Below are 22,901 nucleotides of genomic sequence, written 5' to 3' on the forward strand. Positions count from 1 at the left end.
ATGTACGAATCAAATTATCCTAAGAAAAGATACGAGAATACCCTTTCCTTTCTACAAAAGCATGTAAACACTTCAGAAACAATCCTGGATTTAGGGGTGGTTAATCCTTTTACTCATATTATGGAAAAACATGGGTATAGGGTAAAAAATACGCAGGGTGAGGATCTTGATCTGGATTATTCTGCCGTTTCCTCCTCAGACGCCTCAGTAGTAACGGCTTTTGAGATTTTTGAACATATGCTGGCTCCCTTAAATGTCCTCAGGGAAATTAAAGCCTCGAAGTTAGTTGCCAGTGTCCCCTTGAAACTCTGGTTTGCCTCAGCATACAGAAGTAAAACCGACCCAAGAGACCGGCATTACCACGAATTCGAATCCTGGCAATTCGATTGGCTACTTGAAAAAGCAGGGTGGAACATCATCGACTCAAAAAAATGGACACATCCTGTAAATAAAATAGGAGTAAGACCCATTTTAAGGCGATTTACACCTCGATACTACATTGTGTATGCCGAACGATCAACTCCCTAAATAAGGAACCCACCATGTCATCGCAAGACGCTCTTTCTTATTATGTTGTCATTCCCGCACACAACGAGGAAGAATTCCTGGCAGATGCATTGGAAAGTGTTGCGCGTCAGACTGTATTGCCAAAAAAAGTAGTCATTGTAAACGATCATTCAACCGACGGCACGGCTAAGATAATTGATGAGTATTCTTCAAAATATCCATTTTTTAAAGGCGTTAACAATCATTCCTCAGACGAGCATTTACCCGGAAGCAAAGTAGTAGCTGCTTTCAATAAGGGACTTTCACTTCTTAACAAGGACTATGATTTTCTTGTGAAACTCGATGCGGATGTAGTTCTACCAGCCAACTATTTTGAAACAGTTTCGGAAGTCTTCCGGTCATCGCCGGATATAGGGATAGCAGGGGGATACGCTTATGAAAAAAATCCCGAAGGGAAATGGATCTTAAAACACCCCATGGACAAAGATCATATAAGAGGAGCTTTTAAAGCGTACTCTAATAGTTGTTTTCAGGCTATGAACGGACTCAGAACGGCCATGGGATGGGATACCGTTGACGAACTTCTTGCACAGTACCACGGCTTCAGAACGGCCGCGGTTAACTCCCTGAAGGTAAAGCATCAAAGGCCTATTGGAGCCGCCTATAATATAAAGGCCAGAAGGTCACAGGGTAAGGCGATGTTCCTTATGCGATATGGAATCATAATAACGATGATCGCCTCCCTAAAAATGGCCTTGAAAAACGGAAAATTGAGAATCATCCGCGATAACCTTCATGGATATCGGGACGCCAGGAAAAATGCCGTCCCGTATATTGTCACCCCCGAGGAGGGCAAATTTATCAGAAAACTTCGCTGGAAGCGAATCCTGCGTAAGTTAATCTAGTACTTCCTCTATGGGCTGCCCTGTTGTTCCGCTTGGAAATGCTATGCCAAGCAGGGCTGAGATGGTTGGAGCAATATCATCTATCTCTGTTCTTTCTACCGTACTTCCCTGAGGGATTCCCTTACCGAAAAACAACAAGGGTACATGGGTGTCATAAGGATAAGGTGAACCGTGGGTTGATCCTGTTTCAGGATAATAAACTACCCCCGGATTCAGCACGAGAAGAATATCCCCTGACCTTTTCTGATTATATCCATTCTGGATGATGTAAGGGATTCCGTGATTATATTCGTTATGCTCCATCTGATACCCGGTAAATACCCTGCTTATCCCGTCATAGCTTAATAATTCCTGTCCGATCTTATATTGAACATCTTTTACCTCAAGATCGAGGTTTCGGATCACATCGTGATCTAGGAAAAATTGGGCGTTGCTGTAGTTTTTTATCACATCGGCATCGCCGTAGGTGTAAGACATAAACTCCTTAAACTTGGCAGACATTCCCTGGGAATCCATATATCCGGCGGGTATTTTCTGATCTCTTAAATAGGCCGGAACGTCTACTGCTCCGTGATCCGAAGAGAGAAATACAAGATATTCCCCTTCTCCCACTTTTCTGTCGAGTACCTCGAGTAATCTTTCCAAATCCTGATCAAGTCGGAGATAGGTATCCTGAACTTCCTTTGAGTTCACCCCGAACTGATGTCCTACGTAATCGGTACTTGAATAGCTAACAGCAAGGAAATCAGGGATGGCATCCTTCCCAAGGTCTTCCCCATCGATAGCTGCCAGAGCGAAATCAGTAGTCAGACTATTTCCGTAGGCGGTTCCCCTAAGGAGATCAAACTGACCGTTATTTTCCCATATTGCAGGCAGATCATGTGGGAATACAGGAGCGGTTTCACCAGCGAACATTCCTTCATACATATTATTATCCGCGCCACTTTCCAGATAGGTGCTGATACTTTTTAGAGTAGTCCAGGGTTTCTTGTATTTTTCAACGACATCAGAGGAATTAAAATTCTTAACCCACCTTGGAAGCTCATCCATATAATATGAACTACTAATCCAATCCCCTTCTGCACCGCCATTATACCAATAAGCAGCATTGGCCATATGTCCTCCAGGCAACACAGCTCCGCGGTCTTTTAACGCCAGGGCTATTACCTTGCCTCTTTTTTGAGTAAACAAACGCAATTCATCTGTTACCGTAGAGACAGTCATCCTGTGAGGAGACATTTTTCCGGTACCTGCACTGGTCCCTACAGAAACATAATTTTCATCGGAAGCACAATACACAATTTTGTCTGTGGTTTTGTCATACCAATTATTTCCTATGATACCGTGTGTGGAAGGTGTTGTTCCGGTATAAATAGAGGTATGGCCCGGACCTGTGGAGGTTGGAGCGTAATTAAAATGATTGTTTTTGCAGTTAAAACCTTCATTGACCAGCCTTTTAAAACCCCCATCCCCATAGTGATCCCAGAATCGAGTGAGATAGTCATATCTCATTTGATCTACGACAATCCCTACAACTAGTTTGGGAGTTGTTTTAATAGGTTTCTGGTTTTCCTGTGCAGTTGTTTGAAGTGCTGGAATTATAACCAAAGAGCCAAAAACCAGCATTGACCTGATATATTTTTTCATAGAATTAAGCGTATTCTCAAAAATAATTAAATAAACCCTATAAATTTTAATTCAGAGTTATAAGAGCGTTAATATTGTTATTTTTACAGCAATAAGCATACCATCTCCAATGAATTATGTAACCTCTATTGGTAGTTATTCCATCATGATCCGTGATGTTTTCAGGAAACCTACCAAATGGCCCATCATGAAATCTTTGATCTTAAAGGAAATTGATGAGCTCATTTACGGTTCCATGGGAATTATCATTTTTATTTCCTTCTTTATCGGCGGGGTTGTCGCTATACAAACTGCCCTGAACATCAGCAATCCTCTGATTCCTCGTAATCTGATAGGGTTTGCTACCAGGCAGTCCGTGATCCTCGAATTTGCCCCTACATTTACCTCGATCATCATGGCCGGGAAAGTGGGTTCATATATTACTTCAAGCATAGGGACTATGCGGGTTACAGAACAAATTGATGCGCTGGAAGTCATGGGCGTCAATTCCCTGAACTACCTGGTATTTCCCAAGATCATAGCTATGTTCTTTTATCCTTTCGTAGTGGCCATTGCGATGTATATTGGAATCTTCGGGGGATGGATTGCAGGGGTTTTTGGAGGTTTTAGCTCCAGCGCCGATTTTGTAGAAGGTCTGCAACTCGATTTTATCCCTTTTCATGTCACCTATTCCTTTATTAAATCGGTTGTGTTTGCATTTATCATTGCGACAGTCCCATCCTACCACGGGTACTTTATGAAAGGAGGAGCCCTTGAGGTTGGGAAAGCGAGTACCACGGCTTTTGTCTGGACCAGTGTTGTGATTATCATTTTGAATTATATCCTCACTCAATTATTGTTAGGCTGATGATAGAAGTACACAATTTACACAAGTCGTTTGGCGAGAGTCATGTCCTGAAAGGGATCAGCACTTCTTTTGAAAAAGGAAAGACAAATCTGATTATCGGGCAGAGTGGTTCGGGGAAAACGGTATTTATCAAATGTTTGCTGGGTCTCTTCACACCCGATGAAGGTACCATTAGTTATGACGGCAGGATCTATTCAGAATTGGGGCCAAGGGAACGAAGTGATCTCAGGCAGGAAATGGGGATGGTCTTTCAGGGAAGTGCATTATTCGATTCCATGACTGTAGAAGGGAATGTTATGTTTCCGTTGGATATGTTTACAAAACAATCGAAATCCGAAATGTTAGACCGGGTCAACTTTGTACTTAAAAGAGTGAACCTTATCGACGCCAATCACAAATACCCTTCAGAGATTTCTGGAGGAATGAAGAAAAGGGTTGCCATTGCCAGGGCCATTGTGATGAATCCAAAATACCTGTTTTGTGACGAACCCAATTCGGGTCTCGATCCTAAAACGGCTATCTTAATTGATAACCTCATCCAGGAAATTACCCAGGAGTACGATATCACTACAGTGATCAATAGTCACGACATGAATTCGGTAATGGAGATCGGAGAAAAAATTATTTTCCTGAAAGACGGATTTAAAGAATGGGAAGGCTCTAACAAGGAGATCTTTAAAACCGATAACGCTGCAGTGACAAATTTTGTTTACTCCTCAGAACTCTTTAAAAAAGTGAGGCAAATGTATATTGAAGAGCGCAATTAATCCGGGCTTACCTTAACCTGCACTTTTGTGTCTTTTAACCTGATCTTTAACCATTCGTTTAACTTCTTCAAATCTGCATTGAGCTGGTCTATTCGAATACCTTCTTTCCATTTTACCTCAAATACGGGAATGGTGTCGAGCGACTTAAAATCGGTGGTGATCATATAGGAAAAAGACAATTTTTCAAGATTGTCGTACTGACTTTGAGCTTCGGCGCTTATATCTGTGAAGGGAATCTGTTTCCTGGCAAAACTACTCAACTCCGTCAGTTCCTGTTCCAGGAGTCTAATCCGCTCATCTTTGCTGAGTAACTCAGATTTTTTGGCTTCGTAGAGTTCATTGACATAGTTTAACATCTGATCAGAATCATCCTGTCCTCCCTGAAGAATTTTTAGTTCTGTATTCTGCAATTTGGAATATGATGCCATTTGGTTTTCCCAGGTGGCGATCACATTTTCCGGAATGGATTCGTCGCCCATAGTAACCAGTTCAATGGTAGAAATTCCATTGGGGTTATAATCGATTTCGGTAAGATTATTCATAAACCGACCTCTGTTTTTAAATTGATACAGGTCAATTGTATTGTGTATCAAATCATTAGCCTGATTCATAAACCGGGATTCCTGAAATACATTGTAAAATGTGAAACCTGCGGGAATCATGACCAGGATTGCCACAAGAGAAGCAATTCGCGCAATAAAACGCCTTTTTGTAGAATTTGCATATTTCACCATGGGAAACCGCAGCAGCTTAAGTACGAGAAAAGTCGCCAGGCCTATAAAGATCGTATTGATCATAAAAAGATACATCGCCCCTCCGGCGAACGCAAAATTTCCGATAGCCAGGCCAAATCCGACCGTACATAAGGGTGGCATAAGTGCAGTGGCAATAGCTACTCCAAAAATGACACTGGCAACTGTTCCTTTCTTTGCCCGGGCTATGACAAGGGCCAGTCCGCCAAAAAATGCAATCAGTACATCCCTGATATCCGGTTTTGTACGGGCGAGTAGTTCTGATGATTCGTCCCTAAGGGGAAAAAACTCGAAAAAGAGATAGGCGGTTAATACACTCAGAACCACCATCACTGTAAAATTTCGCAATGCGCGCTTAAGGGTATCAATGTCATTAACGGCCAAAGACAAGCCAATACCCAGGATTGGCCCCATAAGCGGACTAATAAGCATGGCCCCTATGACTACTGCAGTTGAATTGGCATTTAAGCCAATGGAGGCAATAAAAATGGAACAGACCAGAATCCAGGCGGTATGCCCTTTAAAGGGGATATCGGCGATAATGGCTTCTTTGGTATTTTCCCTATCCGTATTTTTCCGAATATCTAAAAGCTCTCTAAGGAATTGTCTGGTAGATCCAAGCGCACCCTTGATCTCCCTTTTTACTTCCTCAGCTCCCTCTAGATCCTTATCATTATTGGGATCATTCCCTGTATTCATAATTGAGTCTATCCTTAAGTATATTGCTCACCAAATGTAGCCTTTGTTTTTGAAACAATTGCCTTTATATCCTGTTCCTTTGCCTTGGGAACAATCAACAGTACATCTTCCTTATCTACAATAATAAAGTCTTCTAAGCCGTCAATTACAGCAATTTTACCTTTGGGCAAACGAACCATGTTCCCTCTGGATTCCATCTCGAGTAATTTGCCATTTACTACCGCATTGTCATTGGAGTCTTTATCCAGTTTATCATAGAGGGATCCCCAGGTTCCAAGGTCATTCCAATCAAAACTAGCAGGCAGTACATAAATAGTGTCAGACCGTTCGAGGATTGCATAATCTATAGAGACATTATCTGCTTGGGAATAGTGTTGTCTGATAAAATCACCTTCCTTTTCCGTATTGTAAGATGGAATCCCCTTTTCAAAAAGCTGGTACTGTTCAGGCTGGTATTTTTGAAAAGCCTTAATTATGGTCTTTACACTCCACATAAAAATACCTGCATTCCACAAAAAATTTCCCTGCTCAAGGAAAGACTTTGCAGTTTGGTAGTCTGGCTTTTCCCTGAACTGTGCTACCGGCTTTAAATCATCCGTACTTTGTTTATCGTATTCGATATATCCAAAACCTGTATTGGGAAATGAAGGTTTGATTCCCAGTGTACAAAGTGCTTCTTCAGTTTCACAGATCTGAAAACATCGTGTTACATCCATGGCAAAGGCTTCTTCATTTTCGATCCAGTGATCACTGGGTGCAACGATCATCACCCCATCCGGGTTCATTTTCTGGATCTTGAGCGCAGCGTAGAGAATACAGGGGGCTGTATTTCGCATGGCAGGTTCCAGAACAACTTGTCCGGGTTCGATCTGTGGCAATTGCTCCAGCACCAGATCGTTGTATCTTTCATTGGTTAGAATTAAGATATTCTCCGTCGGGACAAAAGTATTAAGGCGTTTAAACGTTCGCTGTATTAGGGTATCCCCTGTTCCCAGCATATCGTGGAATTGTTTTGGGTTTTCCGTAGTACTCACAGGCCAAAATCGGGATCCGACACCCCCGGCCATTAAAACGGCATAGTAGTTTTTATTTTTCATAAGTTTTTTCATTAACTATTCTTACTTCAGCATTGGGTTGAAACAGGTACATACGGCCTGATTTCACTTCCATACATTGATATCTTTTTATCTTTCGCGGACCCTTTTTAAAGGTACGACCATTTTTTATCCGAAAGATGCTGCCCGGAGGAAGCTCATATAATAACGATTCTTCGCCCGGGGGATCAAATTGCTTCAAAGCTATAGACAAATTAGCATCCGTAGTACTACTGGCCTTTGGATTCCGGAAATGATTCGCCAAAAGGGGCAGAAGTGTCGACGGAAAAATCTGAGGCCTTAAAAACGGAAGCATCAGTTGCTGAAAAGAATATTTCCATTCTTTACCATGTGGTTTAATCCGTCTTCCATAGTTTTCAAACGCAACCAGGTGAGCTATCTCATGGACCAATGTAATAAGGAAACGATACGGGTTAAGGTTTGCATTTACCGTAATCTGATGACTGCCATCGGGCAGCAACCGGTAATCTCCATGCCGTGTCACCCTTTCATTTACCACTTTAAGATTTACAGAATACGTCCTGATCAATTCAAAGCAGGGACCTACTGCATGCTCCGGCAAGTACTTTTGTAAAACAGAATCCATTATGACAAAAATAAAGGTTCTGAAATTAGTTGTTCTTTATAAGGAAAATTAAAAGTGAAAACTTAGCCCAATGATAAAAGTCAATCTGGTAAACCGTAATGACATTCATACCAAACGTTATCACCAGAAATAGTATTGAAATGCCTTTTCTCAGGGAGTGGAATTACTAACCTGCAGGAGTTTGCCATTGTAGTAGGAATGACCGTTTAGTGCAAAGTCCATTATATAAGCGGCCATCTCAGTAGCGTTGAGGGGTGCCTGATATCCCGGAAATGCCTCTTCGAGCATCTCGGTCTGAACTGCACCCAGTGCCAGAACATTAAATGAAGGGCCGGTTTCTTTAAACTCTTCTGCCAGTAATTCAGTTAGCGTAATCACAGCTCCTTTGCTGGAACTATAGGCAGACAGGCCCGGGAATTTAGCACTTCCCTGAACTCCTCCCATGGAACTTATGGTTAACACGTGCCCCTCTGCAGTCATAAATGGCAATACCGTCCTTGTTAGCGCAGCAACGCCAAATACATTTACTTTATATACTTCCTCGAACATTTCGGTAGTAGTCTCCAAAAACGGCTGGTTCACAAGCATGCCTGCGTTATGGATTAGAATATCAACCTCCTTCCAGTGTTTATTGATAAAATCGCTGACATTTGCAAGGGAATCTTCTTTTGAAATATCAAATGAAAAGCAATGCAAGTTACTGATGTTCAAATCTTTAATGGGTTCTTCATTCCTGGATAACGCCAGAACCTCGTGTCCGGCGGCTGTAAACAATTGAGCCAACTGGTACCCGATTCCTCGGCTGCAGCCAGTAATAATTACATTTGCCATTACTTCAGAATTATTTCTTTGTTCGGTGCATTGACTATCCCTTCAATGGCCGGAATCATTTTATTTACCACCCTGGCCATATGAGCAAAATCCATCAGATCTGCCTCGTCCCCTACTTGATGATAATGGTCAAAATTTGTAAAATCAAAGGTCGCAAAAGTGTGGGCCGGGATCTGAAAGGCTTTGTAAAAAGGATAGTTATCTGAGCGCATAAAAAGATTAAACTCCTCTGCAGTAGGGAGAAATCCTACGACCTTTTCACCTGCATAGGAATTGCTAATCTCGGCAATATTTGATCTGTTGTACCCACTGACGTATACAAGGTGGTCCTTTCCCACCATGGGAACTCCGGTCATCTCGTAATTCAATACGGTATAGAGGTCTACTCCTTCAGCTTTCATTTTTTTAGCCAGATGATCTGACCCTTTGAGGCCTTTCTCTTCTGCAGTAAACCATGCAAATAAAAGGCTTCGTTTATTAGTTTTCGCTTTGGCGAAGTACCTAGCCAGTTCAAGCACGGTAGAAGTACCACTTGCATTATCATTAGCTCCGTTAGCTATGGAGTCGCCCAGCTTAACCTTGCCCATTCCAATGTGATCGTAGTGAGCTCCGATTAGTACAAATTCCTTTCTTAATTCGGGATCATTTCCAGGGATAACACCAACAATATTGTAGGCCACTGGAGTATAATTGTCCAAAGTGTCCTGGTAGGACTCGAAATAAGGTTCAATGTCCTGCGCTTTTAAAAAGTCCATTATAAAACCGGCAGCAAGTTCTATACCATCTGAGCCTGTATCCCTCCCTTTTAATTCATCAGAAGCGAGATACTTCATATGAGCTTCCATCTGTAGGGAGGAAGAGAAATTAGCTACATCGATTGCTGTTTTTTTGGTAGTCTTGCATGCTCCTAGCAATAAGCCCAAAAAAAGTAGGAAATAAATTCTGTGCATTTATATTAATTTAGGTTTATAAAAAAAGCATTCAGGCCTTAGTTGAATGCTTTTTTTACGGTTCATTTATTGTTGACCAACTTCATCAGGCCAGCATAGTTACGGGATTTTCCATATATACCCTGAGAGTCTGAAGAAATTGAGCTCCGGTAGCCCCATCCACTGTTCTGTGATCACAGGCTAGTGTTAGTTTCATTGTTTTGCCCACGACAATTTCTCCATTTCTCACCACCGGTTTTTCTACAATAGCCCCTACCGATAAAATAGCGCTGTTAGGCTGATTGATAATAGAAGTAAATTCGAGGATACCGAACATCCCAAGATTGGAAACCGTAAAGGTACTTCCTTCCATCTCGGCCGGAGTTAATTTCTTTATACGTGCCCTTCCGGCCAGGTCTTTAACGGCCGCCCCGATCTGTGTTAGGCTCATCTGATCAGCAAACTTCAGAACAGGTACAACGAGCCCGTCTTCAACAGCCACTGCCACACCTACGTGAATGTGTTTGTTGTAACGTGTTGTATCTCCATTCCAGCTGGTATTCACCTGTGGGTGTTTCTGTAAGGCCATTGCACATGCTTTCACAACAAGGTCATTAAATGAGACCTTGGTATCAGGAAGTTCATTGATATGTGCTCTCGATTTAGCCGCATTTGCCATATCCACTTCTATGGTAAGGTAGTAATGTGGTGCGGTAAACTTCGATTCGCTTAGTCTTTTAGCGATTACCTTCCGCATCTGAGAATTCTTCGTTTCCTCTGATCCTTCTTCTCCGACGGGAAGAATGACAGGTTGTTGAGCTGCTGCCTGAGGCGAACTGACCTCTGCAGGAGTTGCTACTGTTTTCGCAGCCTCAGGGCTGAAATTCTCAATATCTCGTTTTACTATTCGTCCCTGGTCTCCAGTTCCTTTTACCGCCTTGAGATCGATACCTTTTTCTTCAGCCATTTTTCTTGCCAGGGGAGAAACGAATATTCGTTGTCCGTCCTGGGTTACGGCTGGAGTAGGTGATTCTGCACTGTCTGTTTCCTGACTCTGGGATTCTGATTTTTCAACTTCCTGACGTGCGGAAGCATCGGGCTGAGCGCCCGAAGTTGTCTGATTCAAGACCGTGTCCACATCGGTACCCTGTGGTCCGATAATCGCGAGAATATCATCAACAGGGGCCGACTCCCCTTCTTTAATTCCTATGTACAAAAGGGTTCCGGAATAAAATGACTCAAATTCCATGGTAGCCTTATCCGTCTCAATTTCCGCAAGGATATCACCTTCCTCCACATCATCTCCAACTTTTTTTAACCAGGTAGCTACGGTTCCTTCTTCCATAGTATCACTTAACCTGGGCATCTTTACAACCTCAACCCCTTCGGGGATTTCGCCGGATGATGCCGGGGCGTTGGACTCTTTAGCCATGTCCTGACTTGAGGGTGAGCCTGAAGTTTCCAGAGCCTTTTCAGAAGCTTCCGATTCCTGAGTCCCTCCATCGAGCAAGGCAGAAATATCTTCTCCTTCTTCCCCGATAATGGCAAGTAGCGAATCAACCGGAGCACCATCTCCCTCAGCAATGCCTATATGGAGAAGCGTGCCTTCGTGAAAAGACTCAAACTCCATTGTAGCTTTATCGGTTTCGATTTCGGCGAGAATATCTCCTTCTTCAATCTTATCTCCCACCTTCTTCAGCCATTTAGCTACGGTACCTTCCTCCATGGTATCGCTAAGCCTTGGCATGTTTATGATCTCTGCCATTTAATTATGATTTGTGTTCAATAAACGGATAGTCTTCCTGCTCGTAAACCATGTCGTAAAGTTGATTCGTCGGAGGATAATCCGATTCTTCTGCGAATTTTTCGCACTCCTTCACCATGTTTTTCACCCTGCTGTCTATCTCTTTTATTTCGTCTTCTGTTGCGTATTTCTTGTCCTTGATAACTTCCAGAACCTGAGTAATTGGGTCGATTTTCTTGTACTCTTCAACTTCTTCTTTCGTCCTGTAGTGCTGGGCATCTGACATCGAATGACCTCTGTATCTGTAGGTCTTCATTTCGAGAAAAGTGGGTCCTCCACCGCTCCTTGCCCGTTCTATAGCCTTACTCATTTCCTCTGCAACAGTAACGGGGTCCATTCCGTCTACAGGTCCGCATGGCATTTCATAACCAAGGCCCAGTTTCCAAATTTCCGTAGAATGGGAAGTACGCGCAACTGAGGTCCCCATAGCATATCCATTATTCTCACAGATAAACACCACGGGTAAGTTCCATAACATGGCCAGGTTGAAAGATTCGTGCAGCGACCCTTGCCTAACCGCTCCATCTCCCATATAACAAAGCGTAACTGCATCTCTTTTAAAGTACTTATCGGCAAAAGCCAATCCGGCACCTAATGGGATTTGTCCTCCTACAATTCCGTGTCCACCATAGAATCTATGTTCCTTGGAAAATATATGCATTGAGCCACCCATTCCTTTAGAAGTCCCTGTGACCTTTCCGTATAATTCTGCCATCACCTTTTTTGGGTCAACTCCCATACCAATAGGCTGGACGTGATTTCTGTAGGCTGTGATCATCCTGTCCTTAGAAAGATCCATAGCGTGCAAGGCACCTGCTAACACGGCTTCCTGTCCATTGTACAAGTGAAGAAACCCACGTACTTTTTGTTGTATATAGACTGCGGCGAGTTTGTCTTCAAACTTGCGCCAAAACAACATGTCCTCATACCACTTTAGATAGACCTCTTTGGTAATTTTTTTCATTTAAATTGTAGTTTATTCGGTTGACAGTGCCTTCGGCTGGTATTCTCTCTTCAAGATATTCACAGAAAAACAAAAATACACATTATATTCATAGTGAAAAAGAATTGAGAAAAAAGCTTACAGGGCCTTGATTCGTCGATCAAATCAATGATTTTTCTTCTTCTTTCTCTTCTGATTAATCGAGGAAATCACTACCAAATGCCAGGGGTAAGATATCTTTAATAGAAGAACATTTATACACTTCTCCATTGGTGCCCATCAAAAGCAATTCAATGGGCTGTTCATATCTTTTTTCGTATTCAAAAATAGACTGTCGGCAGTTGCCACATGGAGCAGCCGGCTTACTGGACGAGTTTTTTACCGATCCGGCGACGATGGCTACTTTCAGAATGGGAATGTCGGGATATTGTGCACCCGCCTGAAAAACAGCTACGCGCTCGGCACATAAGCCAGAGGGAAATGAGGCATTTTCCTGATTATTCCCGATGACCACTTGTCCGTTTTGAAGTAAAACTGCGGCTCCCACTTTAAAAGCTGAGTAAGGTGCATAGGCATCCTCCCTTGCCCTTTTTGCCTGTGCTATCAAAGCTGCATCTTCAGCTGATAGTTCAGCGATGGAATGATAAATAGTAAGATCAAAGGAATGGGTTTGTTTTTTCATACCTAAATATACGATTCCTCCAAACCCGAAAATAAAAAAACCTGCTCAGAGGCAGGTTTTATCTTTTAGTAATATCGTTTAATTGTTGATGAATTCTTCACCCAGGTTGAAGGTCAGTGAAAAACGCAACGTATTTTCAAGCGGATTTCTCACCTGTGAAGAAGAGAACAGATATGACAGATCTATTTGTGCTGCCTTGAATTTAAATCCGGCACCCAGGGAAAAGAATTTTCTAGAACCTTTATTCTCACTTTCGTTAAAATACCCTGTACGTACCATAAAGGACTGCTGAAAGGAATACTCTGCGCCCAGCGCCCAGGTTATCTCCTGAAATTCTTCGCTCATTCCATCGGGGGCATCACCAAAGGATTCAAAAACCCCTTTAAGAAAACCTATCTGCTGATATTGATCATTGTCCTCAGAATCGACATCCCCATCGCCGTCAAAATCGCGGGGAGTAGGAACCAGCAATTTGTTAAACTCCGTAGTAATGGCGAGAACATTGTCCTCGTCCAGGATAAAATCGAATCCACCACCAAATCTCAGGTTGGTAGGTAAAAAGTTTTCCTGTCCTCCCTCATCGTATTGTATTTTTCCACCGAGATTGGAGATATTAAATCCAGCTCTCCATCTTCCGTTAAAATTGGAAAATGCAATTTCGTTTGATCTAAAGTAACCGGCTACGTCTACGGCAAAGGAGCTGGCGGCCTGAGAATCAACATTACTGATCTCCGGTAATCTCAGGTTGGATCGTATAAACCGACCTGCAACAGCCATGGAAAATTGTTCGCTCAATTTCAGAGAATACGAACCATCAAGGGCAAGCTCGTTGGGTTTGGCCAGTGTCCCCGGATCATTGGCAAATTGTCTTAATTCAATTTCACCAAGGGTAAAATAGCGCAGACTAAACGCAAAAGCACTTCTATCATTGATTTTGTTGTAGAAACTACCATTCAACAAGGAAATATCTGTAATAATACTTTCCAGATAGGGTGTATAACTTACACCTATTCCCATTTTTCGTTCTGCAAAAGCAAATTTTGCAGGGTTCCATTGCTGGGAAAAGGCATCTGTAGATGTAGCAACACCCATATCTCCCATCCCCGCAGCACGTGCATCAGCGGCAATAGTCAAAAAAGGAACAGCCGTTGTGATTACCCTTTCTTGTTGGGCCAGAAGGTTACCAGCACATAATAAAAGAATCAATCCCGTTAATTTTCTCATATTTTTCACACTTAAATGAACTAATATATTTTCCTGAACCTGCATTGAAATGGTAAAACGGCCGTGGGATAATAAGACAATTGTCCTTACCGTTTATTACTTTACCCTCAGGTTCACTACAGAATTTTATTATTTATACATCTGGTAAACGGCCAATTTGAGAATATCTTGTACAAAACCCTGCTTAATTTGCGCTTCTCCCTTGGAAAACAAAAGGCTGTTCGTCGATTTGCATCCGCAAGATATAGCCTTAGCCCGCAGAACCTAATATTTTTTTAACATCAAACAAGAAAGAAAAACAGCGCTCCATACTATAATGATATTTGTTCCGTTATGAATTTGTAATGTTGGCCAGATTATACGGTGATCAGGCCTTAAGAAATTACCGAGTAATAAAATATTATAAGTAAAACATCGTTTAAGTAGCCGAAAGTAAAATTTAATCATTAAACCGAGTCTTTTCAAGAGGTTGAACAGACTAAAGCAAAGGAAGTCCTGAAAGGAACAGATTCTGACGAAAGAACGCATTCATCGGCACAAAGTTCATTCTCCCCGAATCTGAAAAACTATTAAATCAAAGATCAACAGATGAAAAAACAATTTATCAAAGTTGTACTCTCTTGCACCGTACTAGTAGCAGGATTTACAGTAACCAGCTGTAAAAAATCTTCTAGTTCTAAAAATGTATCCAGGGCCACAGGCTGGAAGATCAATGCCAAAGAAGGAGGTTTTCAATACAACTCAGATTTTAAAGAGCAGGAAACAGCACCCGGACTTGTCTTTATTGAAGGGGGAACCTTCACCAAAGGAAAAGTCCAGGATGATGTGATGCACGACTGGAATAACACCCCTACACAACAACACGTTCAGTCATTTTATATGGATGAAACCGAGGTAACCAATGTTATGTACCTGGAGTACCTCGACTATCTTAAAAGTGTATACCCCCCTGAAAACCCAAAATATGCTAATATCTATAAAGGTGCCCTTCCGGATACCCTGGTATGGCGTAACCGATTGGGTTTCAATGAGACGATGACCAATAACTACCTGCGTCACCCTGCCTATGCAGAATATCCTGTTGTAGGTGTAAACTGGATACAGGCCACTCAGTTCGCCGAATGGCGAACCGACCGTGTCAATGAAGCGGTTCTTGAGCGGGAAGGATTTCTTGCCAAAGATGCAAAATATCAGGCCGTAACCGGTGAAGTTGCAGGTACATTTAGTACCGAGGCATACCTGAATAGACCAGAGTCTGTTTATAATGGTCAGATCGATTCCCTTCAGGGAAATAAGAAAAAAGATTCTGTCTCTACTTTTGCGAAGCGAAGTAGCGGAATAATAAGTCCGGAATATCGTCTTCCCACCGAAACGGAATGGGAATACGCAGCTGCTGCCTTACAGGGAAGCAGGGAGTACAATAATTACAGAGGAAGGAAAAAATATCCCTGGGAAGGGGAGTATACCCGAAACGGTCAAAGAGTCGGAAGGGGTGATCAGCTCGCTAACTTCAAGCAGGGAAAAGGAGATTACGGCGGAATTGCCGGATGGTCTGATGATGGTGCAGATATTACTGCTGAAGTGAAGTCTTATAAACCCAATGACCTTGGATTATACGATATGGCAGGGAACGTTGCCGAGTGGGTAGCGGATGTATACCGACCTATTGTAGATGATGAAATAAGTGACTTTAATTATTACCGGGGAAATATTTATTCCAAAACCGCTATTGGCGAAGACGGAAAAGTAGAAATCCTTAGGGACAGCATCGTGTATGACACTCTGCCAAATGGTAAAGTTGTAGCCGTTAATCTACCAGGTGAAATTCTGATGGTGCCTGTTGATGAGGAAGAAACCTATCTCAGAACCAACTTTTCAAAAAGTGATAACAGGGGTTACAGGGATGGTGATCCGGGTTCTACAAGATTTTTCAATAGATTTAGCGATGAGGAAGATCAGGAAAATCAACGCAAAATGTACGATTCCCCAAAGCATAAAGTGGAAAGGGATTCTACAGGAAACATTGTCAGAGGTTATGATACCAGTAACGAGAGGACTACCCTTATCAACGATGAAGTTCGTGTATACAAGGGAGGATCCTGGCGAGATCGCGCATACTGGTTAGATCCTGCTCAGCGAAGATTCCTGCCACAGTATATGGCAACGGATTATATCGGATTCCGATGTGCTATGTCTCGTGTAGGTTCAAAGGCTAAAACCAAAAACAAAACCGTACGCGGTAAGAAAGCGAAATAGAAAAATAGAATATACATACAGTACAAAAGCCCTGGCAATAATCCTGCCGGGGCTTTTTTTATTTATGACACCCCAACCATGCACTAATAACTATGCATATCTGGTTACTAATAATAGCCTAAACCGCCCGGGCAGTAGATACAACGAGTTTGTTTTACTCCGATAAGCGCTAACAAACTTACTCTCCAATATTGTACCCGGGATATGGATCCCTCCTATGTAATTAAAGGACACTTTTAGTTATTACTTGAATAATCAATATGACTATATTGTAAATAGTAGCACTCAACCTCTTTGAATCATCCTTTTTTTGATAGTCTACCTTTCTTAAAATTCAACATTTTTGTATATGATATACTATTTTAAATGTATTTCATCGATATTTTATGTATTTCGTCGATTTATAATACTATTTTGTAAGAATATTCCTTCTTATACCGGGCCATCGCAATAAGGCTTTTAGTATTAGCAAGTAATTGAATGACTCAACAGAATTAAAAAGATATAAGAACCCAAATCTTAGCAGTTATGAAAAATGTAATGTTAGTGAAGGTACTTTACCTGGAGGCATTTAAGAGTATTAGCAGTTATTTCGCTAAATCTTATTTAAAAATCTTATCCTGGTTATTTTTAGCCAGTTATTTAATAGTTGTTTTTGCTTTCATATTTAGGGCATCCACAGGTTTTGCATTTGATTAGGGATCAAGGCAAGGGATGTATAAAATAGTGCCCGGGGGGAAATGGGCGCTATTTTTTTTTCAATTACAATAAAACATTTTGAAAATACCATAGTAAATTTCGATTAGTTTAATTAGCAGTAAGTAATGGGCAAGCCTCGATGTAATAGTCGGGGCTTTTTTTATCTTTAGACCATGACAATTGAGGTTTTACACAAACTATTTCTTAAGCATTCCGAAGTATCAACGGATTCGAGAAAGATTAAAAAAGGTGGACTCTTCTTTGCCCTTAAAGGACCCAATTTCAATGGAAACTCCTTTGCAGCAAAAGCATTACAGGAAGGAGCAGCCTATGCCGTTATTGACGAAGAAGAATATGTCCAGAACGAAAGGTGTATTCTCGTAGATGATGTTCTGACTACCTTACAGCGCTTAGGTACATATCATCGGAACCAGTCTGAGGCAACAATAATTGCCCTTACGGGAAGTAATGGAAAAACGACAACCAAAGAGCTTATTTCAGCAGTCCTCTCGCAAAAATTCAATACCATTGCCACCGTTGGAAATCTCAACAATCATATCGGCGTCCCTTTAACCCTACTCTCTATTAAAGGAGATACCGAGATGGCTGTAGTTGAAATGGGGGCCAACCATCAGAAAGAGATCGAGTTCTTATGTCAACTCGCACTTCCCGATTACGGCTATATCACCAACTTCGGAAAAGCTCACCTGGAAGGTTTTGGAGGTGTTGAAGGAGTTATTAAAGGTAAGAGTGAGCTCTACCAGAATCTGATGTCCCGAAAAGCTCATATTTTCTGGAATGCCGATGATCCCATACAAAGAGAAAAACTTGAAACTTATGGGGATAAAACAGGTTTTAGTCGGACCAAAACATCCGACCATCAGATCATATTCCTGGGGGCAGATCCCTTTGTTCGACTTAAAACACAGGGCTCGAAAATAAAGACAAAGTTGCCAGGGGGCTACAATTTTCCAAATGCTGCCATAGCGATTCTTATCGGTTTGTATTTTAAGGTTCCCATGACTAAAATTAAAAAGGGAATAGAAGCTTATGAGCCTGAGAATAACCGTTCTCAAATCATAAAGAAAAATGACCTGGTGATCTACCTTGATGCTTACAATGCAAATCCAACCAGTATGGAAGCAGCACTTGAGGCCTTCGACAGAACCACTTCAAGGCCAAAAACTGTACTCCTGGGAGATATGTTTGAACTTGGAGATGATGCCGCCAGGGAACATCAGGCTATTGCAAATCTGACAGAACGCTTGTCCTTTGATAACAGGTATTTTGTCGGAGAAAATTTTTCCGGTACACATACCAATGGCAAAACCTTCAGATCATTTGAGGATTTTTCAACCTTTTTAAGAAAACACCCCCTGGAAAATGGTGCCGTTTTGATTAAAGGATCCCGGGGTATGGCCCTGGAGAGAATACTAGATTTACTTTAAAAAGTAAATTAAACGGAAAAGATTAAATCAGCACTGCATGAAACCTGGATCGAAAACGAATCAATTGGGCTTGTCAGAAGTAGGTCGAGTATTAAAGGTAGTATTAATACTATTTCTTTTCGTAGGATGTAATAAAGATGATGCGGAAAAGGACTCCATTCCGACCCTTGAAGAATTTGAAAAAATTTCACTTGTTGCGGGAGAACGCAATGAGGAAATTAAACTTGCCGATGGTTCGGTTTGGCAGTATCGTATCTCTGTACCCGATCTTGAAAACGGTGAAAAAGTACCCTTTCTTCTAAATCTACACTGGTCTGGTAATTACGACAGTTACATCGAGTCTATGCGATGTCTGGTGGAACCCGCTTTTAAAGAGAAACGGTACATCATATTTTCCCCAAGAATTGGTTTCGGTGAGAATTGGTTTGAGGAAGAGACCAGAGAAAGGATTCTGGCTTTTCTGGATCTGGCAAGACAAAAATGGCCGATTGACACCTCTAAAATGGCGGTTACCGGATACAGTCTGGGGGGAACAGGAACCTGGAATTACAGTTTGAGTTACGACAATTATTTTAGTGCTGCCATCCCGATGGCAGGGGCTTATTTCGGGGATGAGAAAATCAATATTCCAGTTTGTGTCATTCACGGTACTGAAGACGAACTTTACCCCTATGATCTCGCCCTTCAGGCCGTCCAGGACAGCAGGGATATGGGATCATCCATCACCGTCATTACAGCAGAAGGACGATCTCATCAGGAGGCCTGCCTATACTTGCCCTACCTTTTAGAGGCGGCTGCCTGGTTAGAGAACGAGGCTTGGCCTTAATTCGGCAGATGCATTCCTGCCTGCCGCAGGCACTGTAGAAAATCCTGCGCCATAGGCGCAGTTATTTTTGCATTTCCCACCAAAATCTCAAACTACCTCCGGTGAAGGATTATTCGCTTCGCCTGCCTCATGGCAGGAACGCTCATGATCCAAAGCCAGTCCGCTGATGCAAATACTAAATCCCGGCGACTTCAGTCGCCGAAGGTTTTTTATTTTCCCTTCACATCATCATACGAGTATATGCTGTTTCGGGAAAATAAAAATCCATCCGCAAATGCGGATGGATTTAGTGCTTGATGTGGAGTGTATTGGATTCGAACCAACGACCCCCGCCCTGTCAAGGCGGTGCTCTAAACCAACTGAGCTAACACTCCGCAGCTATTATTGGTCCGTTTAAACGGGTCTGCAATATCGGAAATATTTTGCGTAAGAAGACAGACCGAAATCAAATTATATTTATGATTTTACGGATGCAGAATTAAATTGTCTACTCTTAACTATACAAATTATTGAATTAGCCTCCTCGTAAAGTCTATTCAGACTCAGGCATTAAAATACCGAGAAAGTAATTTTCATCTAAATATTTTTGTGCAACAGTCTGCAGATCCTTAGCCGTTAATTGATCGAGATTAACCTCAAGTTGCATCATTCCCTCCAGATCGCGATCTTCCTGATCTGCTTTGACCAAATTTCCAATCCAAAATCTATTGGTCTTCATATCTTCTTTATGCTTCACCATATAAGTCTCTTTCACTTTAGCCATATCTTCAGGCTTAACTCCTTCTGTTTTAATCTTTTCTACTTCCCCTAATGCAGCGTCGATCAATTTATCAACGTTTTCTGGCCCACAGGGAAAGGAAATACTAAATGTTAGGTTAGAATAAGAAATTTTAGATAAATTGCCTCTGGCACCTACCCCATAAACCCCACCTTCTTCTTCGCGTAACTTTTCTACAAGTTTTATTGTCAATAATTCTCCCAGTGCCTTGACTGCCATTTCAGTATCCTTATCATAGGGAATTACCTCTTCCCATATAATACTAACATTGCTTTTTGGGTCACTGCCCCTGTTAATCACGTGTTTTTGAAATGTATCTTTTCTTCTGAATTTTGTGGGGATATACTCCTCATTACTATTCTTTCCTGGAAGTGAAGCAAGATAGGATGTGGCATATTCCTTTAATTTTGACTCATCGATGTTTCCCACAAAGTAAAAGTGAAAATCACCTGCGTCTGCAAATCTTTCCTGATATTTACTATAAGCAAGGTCGTAATCAGCTGATTCCATTTTTTCTATCGTTGGGAATCCAGTGTATCTGGGATTACCCTCATTTCTAATCTGACCTAATTGATCCTGGAAGTAAAATTGAGGATTGGCCATCAAATTACCGAGAAAACTTTTTTGCTTGGTAATAAATGAATTGAAGGCTTCCTGATCCTTATTTAGTGAAGTAAAATAGAGGTGAACCATTTGGAATAAAATTTCCAGGTCTTTTGGAGCTGCCGAGCCGTTAAAATTTTCACTAAAAGAACTTATGCCAGGTGAAACTCTCACTATTTTACCACTCATAAACTTACTCAAATCAGTCAAGGACAATCCTCCTATCCCTGCTTCTGAAAGTCCGTTATTTGCAAAAGCTGTTGCCTTGAGTTCCTCGTCAGAATACAAGCTGGTACCACCAGGACTAAATGCTCTAAAGAGCACTTCATCATTTTTAAAATCTGTTACCTTATAAGTTATCTTCGCTCCATTACTCAAAGTAAGTGTAGTCAGTCCCAATTCCGGATTTGCCTCTGTCTTTAAAATAGTCCCGGGAATGGGCTTTTTCTCAATAAGGTCAGCCCTTACCTCTTCATCCTGATATGCCGAAATGTCGGAGGTTTTGATCATCTCTAATAGTGTTGTTACCTCTTCTTCTTTAATCTGATTGAGGCCTTCTTTTTCCGGTCCGGTCATTACAATTACTCGGTTATCGTCATGCAGGAAATCATTGATAAGAACTCCCACCTCTTCCAGTTTGATAGTAGGTAACAGGCGTTTTGTCATTTCAAATTCCCAGGCAATTCCCGGGATTGGTTCATTTCTCAAATAATTATAGATGTATTCATTGACCATACGGTTGCTCTCTAATTTATCGCGGTCATTATATTGTTTTTCAAGTCGAGCTAACAGGCTTTTTTTAGCCCGTTCAAATTCCCCCGATTGAAATCCAAATCGTTTTACCCTTTCATTCTCTTCTAAAATTGCTTTAAGTCCGTCCATCTGCCCTTCAGGACTAGTTTGTGCAAAAGACTGGTACGCATTCTTTGTTCTTGCGAAAGTGCCTCCGTAATAAGAGTATGCAAAAACAAATGGCGGATTCGCACTATTGCGGATTTCATCCAATCGATTATTGATAAGGGTTGAGAAGAGATTTTTAACCAACCTTTCACGATAATCACCTACAGTAGTTATCCGGGGAGCAGGAAATGGATCTTTATAAATTACCTGCACACTACTGAAAGCAGCTTCTTTATCGGAAGCAATCGCAATCAGTGTTTCTTTGTGATTTGGCAACTCATACGATTCGCGTTCAGTGGGATTTTTTTGTGAATCAATTTTTGAAAAATGTTCTTTGATCTTGGATTCCATGGTAGCCACATCTAAATCCCCTACTGCGATGACTGCCATTAAATCAGGGCGATACCAGGTATTATAATAATTTCTAACATCCTCATAAGTGAAATTTTCAAGATTTTCTTTGGTCCCAATGGGAAGTCGGTCTGCATATTTTGAACCGTACATAATTTTTGGAAGTGTAACTTTTTGCATTCGTTCCTGAGCCCCAAGGCGTAATCGCAATTCTTCAAGTACAACTCCTCTTTCTCCATCTATTGCTTCTTCAGACAAGGTAGTGTTATGCGCCCAGTCTTCCAGGATTTGAAATCCCTGTTCTAACTTTTCCGGGTCATCACTTGGGATAGGCAGAATGTAAACCGTCTCGTCAAAACTCGTATAAGCATTTAAATCTGCACCAAATTTTACTCCAATACTCTGAAGGTAGTCTACCAAATCATTCTTTTTGAAGTTTTTGGTTCCATTAAAATTCATATGTTCCATAAAGTGTGCAAGACCAAGTTGGCGTTCTGTTTCCATTATAGAACCGGCATCGACCACCAGACGTAATTCCACCTTATCCTCAGGTTTACCATTATTCCGAATATAATATGTTAAACCATTTGACAACTTTCCGACCTTTACTTCAGAATCGACAGGAATAGCATCATCCGGAATTGCACTGGTCTTAATACCATCGGTCTGAGCGAGAAGTGATGTTAGTCCGATAAAGGCAAAAACAACAAGAGAAATTAATTTTTTCATGCGTAAAATTTAATATGGGTTATAAATTGAGCAGAAAAGATAGGGAACTAATACTTGTAAGAAAAATATTATA

19 protein-coding genes and 1 tRNA gene are annotated in these 22,901 nt (G+C 41.5%); 8 read left to right on the plus strand and 12 right to left on the minus strand.

From position 1 onward, the window contains the following. The gene (locus ACA086_RS09630) at positions 1-528 is read left to right on the plus strand and encodes a methyltransferase (protein ID WP_371003088.1); all 528 of its coding nucleotides are present in this window, start codon (positions 1-3) and stop codon (positions 526-528) included. 14 nt (positions 529-542) lie between these two features. Then, a complete protein-coding gene (locus ACA086_RS09635) occupies positions 543-1,412 on the plus strand; it encodes a glycosyltransferase family 2 protein (protein ID WP_371003089.1) in 870 nt (289 codons plus the stop codon). On the opposite strand, the gene pafA is transcribed toward ACA086_RS09635, so the two are convergent. Beyond that, positions 1,404-3,059 (minus strand): alkaline phosphatase PafA, encoded by a 1,656-nt coding sequence (pafA, locus tag ACA086_RS09640; protein ID WP_371003090.1) that lies wholly within the window; start codon positions 3,057-3,059, stop codon positions 1,404-1,406. The two genes, ACA086_RS09635 and pafA, sit on opposite strands and share 9 nt — an antisense overlap. Positions 3,060-3,168: 109 nt before the next feature. Here pafA and ACA086_RS09645 point away from each other — a divergent pair, with 109 nt between their 5' ends. Further along, entirely contained in the window at positions 3,169-3,906 is a 738-nt protein-coding gene (locus ACA086_RS09645) for an MlaE family ABC transporter permease (RefSeq protein WP_369749119.1), read from the plus strand. After that, positions 3,906-4,673 (plus strand): ABC transporter ATP-binding protein, encoded by a 768-nt coding sequence (locus ACA086_RS09650; protein WP_371003092.1) that lies wholly within the window; start codon positions 3,906-3,908, stop codon positions 4,671-4,673. The genes ACA086_RS09645 and ACA086_RS09650 overlap by 1 nt, the downstream gene beginning before the upstream one ends. Here the strand turns inward: ACA086_RS09650 and ACA086_RS09655 are convergent. The 9 genes from ACA086_RS09655 to porV all read right to left on the minus strand — a co-directional run bounded on the left by ACA086_RS09655 (position 4,670) and on the right by porV (position 14,238). Further along, on the minus strand, positions 4,670-6,124 hold the full coding sequence (locus ACA086_RS09655; RefSeq protein ID WP_371003093.1) for a DUF389 domain-containing protein: 1,455 nt from the start codon (positions 6,122-6,124) through the stop codon (positions 4,670-4,672). The genes ACA086_RS09650 and ACA086_RS09655 overlap by 4 nt on opposite strands. A 14-nt stretch (positions 6,125-6,138) precedes the next feature. Continuing rightward, positions 6,139-7,221, minus strand: coding sequence for a mannose-1-phosphate guanylyltransferase (locus ACA086_RS09660; protein WP_369749122.1), 1,083 nt, complete (start codon positions 7,219-7,221; stop codon positions 6,139-6,141). Next, positions 7,211-7,825 carry a SprT-like domain-containing protein gene (locus tag ACA086_RS09665; protein WP_371003095.1) on the minus strand — a complete coding sequence of 205 codons (615 nt, stop codon included), beginning with the start codon at positions 7,823-7,825 and terminating at the stop codon, positions 7,211-7,213. The genes ACA086_RS09660 and ACA086_RS09665 overlap by 11 nt, the downstream gene beginning before the upstream one ends. A gap of 150 nt (positions 7,826-7,975) precedes the next feature. After that, entirely contained in the window at positions 7,976-8,656 is a 681-nt protein-coding gene (locus ACA086_RS09670) for an SDR family NAD(P)-dependent oxidoreductase (protein WP_371003096.1), read from the minus strand. Then, the gene (locus ACA086_RS09675; protein ID WP_371003097.1) at positions 8,656-9,606 is read right to left on the minus strand and encodes a M28 family peptidase; all 951 of its coding nucleotides are present in this window, start codon (positions 9,604-9,606) and stop codon (positions 8,656-8,658) included. The genes ACA086_RS09670 and ACA086_RS09675 overlap by 1 nt, the downstream gene beginning before the upstream one ends. An 85-nt stretch (positions 9,607-9,691) precedes the next feature. Beyond that, on the minus strand, positions 9,692-11,350 hold the full coding sequence (locus tag ACA086_RS09680; protein WP_371003098.1) for a pyruvate dehydrogenase complex dihydrolipoamide acetyltransferase: 1,659 nt from the start codon (positions 11,348-11,350) through the stop codon (positions 9,692-9,694). Positions 11,351-11,354: 4 nt separating this feature from the next. Further along, positions 11,355-12,353, minus strand: coding sequence for a pyruvate dehydrogenase (acetyl-transferring) E1 component subunit alpha (pdhA, locus tag ACA086_RS09685; protein ID WP_369749127.1), 999 nt, complete (start codon positions 12,351-12,353; stop codon positions 11,355-11,357). Positions 12,354-12,528: 175 nt separating this feature from the next. Further along, positions 12,529-13,014, minus strand: a complete 486-nt coding sequence (gene cdd, locus ACA086_RS09690; RefSeq protein WP_371003099.1) for a cytidine deaminase — start codon at positions 13,012-13,014, stop codon at positions 12,529-12,531. A 78-nt stretch (positions 13,015-13,092) separates the two neighbouring features. Continuing rightward, positions 13,093-14,238 carry a type IX secretion system outer membrane channel protein PorV gene (gene porV, locus ACA086_RS09695; RefSeq protein ID WP_371003100.1) on the minus strand — a complete coding sequence of 382 codons (1,146 nt, stop codon included), beginning with the start codon at positions 14,236-14,238 and terminating at the stop codon, positions 13,093-13,095. A gap of 588 nt (positions 14,239-14,826) precedes the next feature. Between porV and gldJ the strand changes: the two genes are divergently transcribed. The 4 genes from gldJ (at position 14,827) to ACA086_RS09715 (ending at position 19,467) form a co-directional block, all read left to right on the plus strand. After that, a complete protein-coding gene (gene gldJ, locus ACA086_RS09700; RefSeq protein ID WP_371003101.1) occupies positions 14,827-16,494 on the plus strand; it encodes a gliding motility lipoprotein GldJ in 1,668 nt (555 codons plus the stop codon). Positions 16,495-17,034: 540 nt separating this feature from the next. After that, complete coding sequence (locus ACA086_RS09705; RefSeq protein ID WP_371003119.1) at positions 17,035-17,193, plus strand: DUF6747 family protein; 159 nt, start codon at positions 17,035-17,037, stop codon at positions 17,191-17,193. A 173-nt stretch (positions 17,194-17,366) separates the two neighbouring features. Next, a complete protein-coding gene (murF, locus tag ACA086_RS09710) occupies positions 17,367-18,641 on the plus strand; it encodes a UDP-N-acetylmuramoyl-tripeptide--D-alanyl-D-alanine ligase (RefSeq protein ID WP_371003102.1) in 1,275 nt (424 codons plus the stop codon). 37 nt (positions 18,642-18,678) lie between these two features. Next, complete coding sequence (locus ACA086_RS09715) at positions 18,679-19,467, plus strand: dienelactone hydrolase family protein (RefSeq protein WP_371003103.1); 789 nt, start codon at positions 18,679-18,681, stop codon at positions 19,465-19,467. A 299-nt stretch (positions 19,468-19,766) separates the two neighbouring features. On the opposite strand, the gene ACA086_RS09720 is transcribed toward ACA086_RS09715, so the two are convergent. Both ACA086_RS09720 and ACA086_RS09725 read right to left on the minus strand, forming a co-directional pair. Then, positions 19,767-19,841 (minus strand) — tRNA-Val (locus ACA086_RS09720). A gap of 158 nt (positions 19,842-19,999) precedes the next feature. Further along, positions 20,000-22,828: a M16 family metallopeptidase gene (locus tag ACA086_RS09725; RefSeq protein WP_371003104.1), complete on the minus strand. Its 2,829-nt coding sequence runs from the start codon at positions 22,826-22,828 to the stop codon at positions 20,000-20,002. Positions 22,829-22,901 lie beyond the last annotated feature (73 nt).

Origin of the sequence: Muriicola sp. E247, from assembly GCF_041358175.1 — a bacterium.
Taxonomy (GTDB): Bacteria; Bacteroidota; Bacteroidia; order Flavobacteriales; family Flavobacteriaceae; genus Muriicola.